The sequence below is a fragment of the Virgibacillus aidingensis genome, assembly GCF_010994035.1.
GTDB lineage: Bacteria > Bacillota > Bacilli > Bacillales > Amphibacillaceae > Virgibacillus_N.
The window spans coordinates 1-3,937 of the sequence record NZ_WIXN01000042.1; the positions used below are offsets into that span (position 1 = coordinate 1).

General features: G+C 38.6%; 4 protein-coding genes and 2 rRNA genes. 5 read left to right on the plus strand and 1 reads right to left on the minus strand.

Annotation, left to right across the window (positions count from 1 at the left end):
* The 5 genes from GHD25_RS19630 to GHD25_RS19650 all read left to right on the plus strand — a co-directional run.
* Positions 1-128 (plus strand): 23S ribosomal RNA (locus GHD25_RS19630); the annotation flags it as partial.
* A 123-nt stretch (positions 129-251) separates the two neighbouring features.
* Positions 252-367 (plus strand): 5S ribosomal RNA (gene rrf, locus GHD25_RS19635).
* A gap of 190 nt (positions 368-557) precedes the next feature.
* Entirely contained in the window at positions 558-923 is a 366-nt protein-coding gene (locus GHD25_RS19640) for a hypothetical protein (protein ID WP_164220045.1), read from the plus strand.
* 252 nt (positions 924-1,175) lie between these two features.
* Positions 1,176-2,438, plus strand: a complete 1,263-nt coding sequence (locus GHD25_RS19645; protein WP_164220047.1) for a SulP family inorganic anion transporter — start codon at positions 1,176-1,178, stop codon at positions 2,436-2,438.
* 85 nt (positions 2,439-2,523) lie between these two features.
* Positions 2,524-3,261 (plus strand): hypothetical protein, encoded by a 738-nt coding sequence (locus GHD25_RS19650; RefSeq protein WP_164220049.1) that lies wholly within the window; start codon positions 2,524-2,526, stop codon positions 3,259-3,261.
* A gap of 192 nt (positions 3,262-3,453) precedes the next feature.
* Here the strand turns inward: GHD25_RS19650 and GHD25_RS19655 are convergent, their stop codons facing one another.
* Entirely contained in the window at positions 3,454-3,708 is a 255-nt protein-coding gene (locus GHD25_RS19655) for a dipicolinate synthase subunit DpsA (RefSeq protein ID WP_240452446.1), read from the minus strand.
* Positions 3,709-3,937: the final 229 nt, after the last annotated feature.

The window sequence follows — 3,937 nt, forward strand, 5'->3', positions numbered from 1 at the left end:
TCAAGATGATACTTCCCATCATTTTAAATGAGTAAGATCCCTCAGAGACGATGAGGTTGATAGGTCCGAGGTGGAAGCGTGGTGACACGTGGAGCTGACGGATACTAATAGATCGAGGACTTAACTAAACCAATAAATATGTCGTTTGATACTCTTATTTAGTTTTTAGGGTATAATGTTTAAAAACCCTTGCATTTTTTGACGAAAATGCATATAATATGTCTTGTCTCCTGTTTCCGGGAGCAACAATGTCTGGTAGCAATAGCGGAGAGGTCACACCTGTTCCCATGCCGAACACAGAAGTTAAGCTCTCCAGCGCCGATGGTAGTTGGGGCTTTGCCCCTGCAAGAGTAGGACGCCGCCAGGCGATAAAACCAGGATGCGATTTATTTCGTATCCTGGTTTTTTTAATTTGTATAAAAGATTATACCCCACTGATCCAGTTATTCATCTAATAAGAGAACCGCTTGTAGTAAAAACCAGTAAATTTTCATCTCCTATATATACTTCCATGCATATGTTTTATTAAATGATGTTTTTTTTAAGGAGGCAACTCTATGTATTATTTTTATCCTCATTACTACCCGCTGTATAGTTATCCAAATTGTTTTTCTGTCAGGCAATTTCCGCCAGTAGATCCGGACATGTTTTATGAATCAGCTAATGAAATGAAAAATCTTATAAATGATGCGAGTGAGATCCTAGATAGATTGGCAACTTCTAAAGATTTTGCTAAACAACTAATGCTGGCAGCCCAAGAGTCTGATATGGAAGAAGTAACGCGGTTAATTCATACGGCGAATATCGTTTCGGATTTAGATGTTAATTATAACCCGGAAAGTTTACGCTTGGATTTTAAAAAAAAGACCGAAGAAAACGAAATTGAATGCTGCCGATTGCTTGTTACGTTAAGATGGCGATAAGTAACTGCTCTAATCTTCCGCTAATACCATAGCGTTCCTTGCTGTGTGGCATCAATAAGATATGTAGAATTTGGTAAAATGTAATATAAAGCAATTGAAGTGTTAAACAGATCATGTTGTTGATGATACGGGATAGTTTTATTTCTGCTTTAATACTCAAGCGGCCCGGGAAGTATAAATTTTAACATAGGAATCTTTCTTCAGACTTCCTAATATAGTACAAGTAATATGTGCTTTATAAGGGGGATTTCTATGGTATTTAAAAGGCTGCCCGAATCTAAGAAGTCCTTTTCATACAACGGGCAGCAGTTGACGGGGGATGTTACAGCAGGGATCATAGTAGCATTTTTGTTATTGCCGCAGAGCATGGCATATGCTCAAATTGCAGGTGTCCCCGTGACGATGGGTTTATACGCAGCTGCTATTCCCCCGATTATTTATGCCTTTATTGGCAGCTCCAGATATTTGTCAATCGGGCCGGTTTCCATCGTATCCTTATTGTCTTTTTCCGGCATTTCCAGTATTGCGGATAATAATGAGGCAAGTTTTATTGAGCTTGTTATTCTGCTTGCATTCATTGTAGGTGTTATACAAATTTTACTTGGCACACTGCGGTTCGGTACATTTTTTCATTATATTCCTGCTTCCCTGATTCGCGGGTTTATTACTGCAGTTGCGCTTATAATTATTTTTAACCAATTGGATGTGTTGCTGGGCGTTTCCTTATCAGTATATCAAAATTTTTTTAGCCATTTTGTGGAGATAATATTGCACTTTAAAGAAATCCATTTATTGACTGCTGGAATTGGATTGGGAAGTATTTTTTTATTAAAGATCTGTAAAAAGCTAATTAAACCATCGCCTGGTCCATTTATTATTATTTTAATTTCCATTTTACTTGTTGATTATTTTAGCTGGGATGAACTCGGGGTAAACGTTGTGGGAAGTATTACGAGGGGAGAGATTGTATTTACTTTCCTTTATCCTGAGTGGAAGACGTTGTTAATGCTGATGCCGCTTGGATTGGTTATCAGTTTGATCTCTTTTGGAGAATCGTATGCAGTGGCCAGGTCGCTGGACGAAAAAGCAGGGGAAAGTAAGAATTTAAGCCCAAATCGAGAACTGATTGGGTTGGGATCAGCTAATATGACAAGCTCTATTTTTGGGGCCATACCTGTTGCCGGAGCTATTTCCAGAAGTGCGGTAGCCTATCAATCTGGAGCAAAAACAAAACTGGCCCTATTAATTACATCTGGTTTTATGCTGCTATCTATTTATTTTATCACTCCGTTATTTTATTATCTGCCGCAAGCAGCACTGGCAGCAATTATCATTGTTGCTGTATCCAGTTTAATTAGTGTCAGGGAGTTTTTAGAGGATTGCCGTTATAACCGGAATGATGCGGCTGTTTTTTTGATCACCTTTTTAGCTGTGATATTTGTGGATGTGCTTCTCGGATTTATTATTGGTATCTTATTCTCCATTTCTGTTCGCTGCTTGATTAAGAATGCGTAATTTTGTCAGCCTATACACTTTTTTGTATAGGCTATTTGTTATGGTTAAAGTAAGGAAAAAATACTAAACAAAGGAGAGAAACGTTATGTCAGAAAAAATAAAAAAGCCTTTTTATAAAAAGTGGTGGATGTGGGGTATTGCTGTCATTATTCTTGCTGTTGCTGCTTCAGGTGGAGAGGATGAAGATGGACTTGCGGATTCCGAGGAGGCTACGGTAATCGAGGAGGAGCAGGAAGCGAAAGAAGAAGTGATTGAAGAAAAGGCTGAAGAAGATGAGGAAGAAGCAGAGGTATCGGCTGAAGCAGAAGAAGAGGCTGAAGATAGTACTGAAGAGGCGAGTGATGACACAGTGATAACTGCCGGAACCTATAAAATCGGTGAGGATATTCCAAGTGGAGAGTACCTGATTTTTGCGAATGGGATGGGTTATATTGAAAGTGCATCGGACAGTACAGGTGAATTGGACAGTATTATTTTCAATGATAACCTGGCCAATGATGCGCATGCATATGTTACTTTACAGGATGGAGAATACTTTAAGCTGCAAAGTGCAGAGATGTATCCAGTAGAAGATGCACCATCTGTAAAGCCGGATGATGGGGTGTATGCAGATGGCATGTATAGAGTAGGCGATGACATCCCGGCAGGTGAATATCAAATCATACTAGACAGTTCTATTGGCATGGGATACTACGAGGTTGCTAGTGACAGCACTCACCAGCTGGGAAGTATTGTAACCAATGAAAATGTAGAGGCAGATACTTATCTTACAGTTAGTGAGGGGCAATATCTTAAACTGCAAGATGTAAAAATACAAAACTGAAACAGCGGGACGGTCGTTCTTTCGTTGCAGAAGCAACGGAAGAACGAATTTTGTTTTTTTAGGCAGTTGTGAAATTCAAGCTAGAGAATTCTGTTATCTAAAAAGTTATGTCTCTGACAATATATCTCAACTTAAGCTTAGTCAGGTTATCAACAGTATTTGAATTGGGCAAGCTATTAAATTGTCCTTAAATTAAAAGTGATTTACTATATGTACGCTAAAGTTCCAGATTCTGGTAACATTTCCAGAACCATCTGTTCCGCGAACCGGCAGAAGGATGGCGTCATAATGGGAAGCAGCAGTATCGGTAATTTTCGTATGTTGAATATCAGTTGACTCAAAATTGACTTTTTCAAAGCCTGCAGCATATACAGAGATCCCTTTTTCCGCTAATTTTGCTATTACTTCCAGTGTTCTGGCATCTCCACCCGCCACAAGAACATTCATCTTTTCCAAAATATCGCCCCCTATAATTGGATTATATTCATACTTCTTGCAGCACTTTTGCTAAATTTTAAATTACCGACCGCAAATGATTATCAATACAAATGAATTATGCTAAATTATACACTTTAGAGGCTAGGTTTGACAATTACAAATAAATTTCAGATTGAGTCAAGTACTTGTGGGAGATTTTTAAAGTCCCTTATTTTGTATCGTTTAGTCCGTTCTTTGA